The following is a 1243-nucleotide window of genomic DNA, read 5'->3' as shown; positions in this document are numbered from 1 at the left end:
CCTTATGACCAGCAACCGTGCCGCGAACCTTTGGTTCTGCTGCCGGGGATGATGTGCGACGGCCGGATTTTTGACGCTCAGGTCAGGAGTTTTTCCGGCAGTATGCCGGTGATGGTGCTGCCGCTGGCGGGCGGCGACACGGTGGAAAAGATCGCCGCGCGGATGCTGGCCCACCTGCCGCCGCGGTTTTCCCTTGCAGGTGTGTCGATGGGCGGGATCCTGGCGATGGAACTGCTGCGCCGCGCACCGGACCGGATCAGCCGGCTGTGCATTATGGGAGCCAGCCCGTTGGCCGAGACGCCGGATCAGGCTGCCGATCGGGAGCCGCAGATTGTTGCAGCCCGCGCCGGACGGCTGGAAGACGTGCTGCGCGAGACGATGCCAATGGAGGCATTCGCACCCGGACCTTTGCGGCTGGAAGTTCACAACATGTTCTGCCGGATGGGATTGGAACTGGGGCCGGAGATGTATGTGGCGCAGGCGCGTGCCCTTCAGCGGCGGCCGGACCAGCAATCCACGATGCGGCGGGCGCATGTGCCTACGCTGGTTCTGGGTGGAGAACACGACACGATTGTGCCGCCAGCAAAACTGGATCTGCTGGCGCAGCTGATCCCGGAGGCGCGGCTGAAGATCGTGCCTGAGGCCGGGCATTTGCCGGTGCTGGAACAGCCCGACGCTGTCAACCGGGCGTTGCTGCACTGGCTGGCCGTGCCTGTGTCCTAAGGGGAGAGTTTTGCGCGCTGGTCTTTGCTGAGCAATTCGGGCTCGGCCACCGGTTTGCCGGTTTGCGTGGCGAAGAACGGCGTTTCCCTCCAGCGGCCGGACAGGCGCGACGTGATCATCCGGCTGAGGATGCCCCAGGCCATCACCCCGCCACCCTTGGTCCGGGACTGTTTGCCTGTAACCGGGAGGAAAGCCTTGGCGCGGATTTTGCCAAGCGCGGATTTATCTTTGAACACGTCTGAGCGTATCCCGGCAAAGGGCAGCGTGGGCTTGGCCAGCGTGTTTGCAAGTGGCGTGCCGCAGCAGGACGCGTACCAGCGCAACGGCCCGCGCGGGCCAAAGCGCAAGGCTTTCAGATGCGCGGCGCCTTGGCTGATGGAGATGCTGTCCGGCGCCAGCTGGAACAGGTCCACCGGATCCGGCGCTGGGTCGGGCTGGCCGTGGTACAGTTCATTGGCGCGGCAGTCGGCGCAATAGCAGACAACACGGGTGCCGCCCTTGATGCCTTGCGCGGAAACTT

Annotated in this window: 2 protein-coding genes; one reads left to right on the top strand and one right to left on the bottom strand. The window is 64.9% G+C overall.

The window, feature by feature from the left end:
• A partial coding sequence (locus A2I95_RS39550; RefSeq protein WP_291737820.1) for an alpha/beta fold hydrolase occupies positions 1–723 on the top strand: 723 nt, incomplete at its 5' end.
• Here the strand turns inward: A2I95_RS39550 and A2I95_RS39545 are convergent.
• On the bottom strand, positions 720–1243 hold a 524-nt coding region (locus A2I95_RS39545; RefSeq protein ID WP_291737819.1), incomplete at its 5' end, for a DUF6151 family protein. The two genes, A2I95_RS39550 and A2I95_RS39545, sit on opposite strands and share 4 nt — an antisense overlap.

The organism is Leisingera sp. F5 (genome assembly GCF_001593695.1).
Note: the sequence above shows the minus strand (reverse complement) of the source record. Positions and strands in the feature narration are given on the sequence as shown.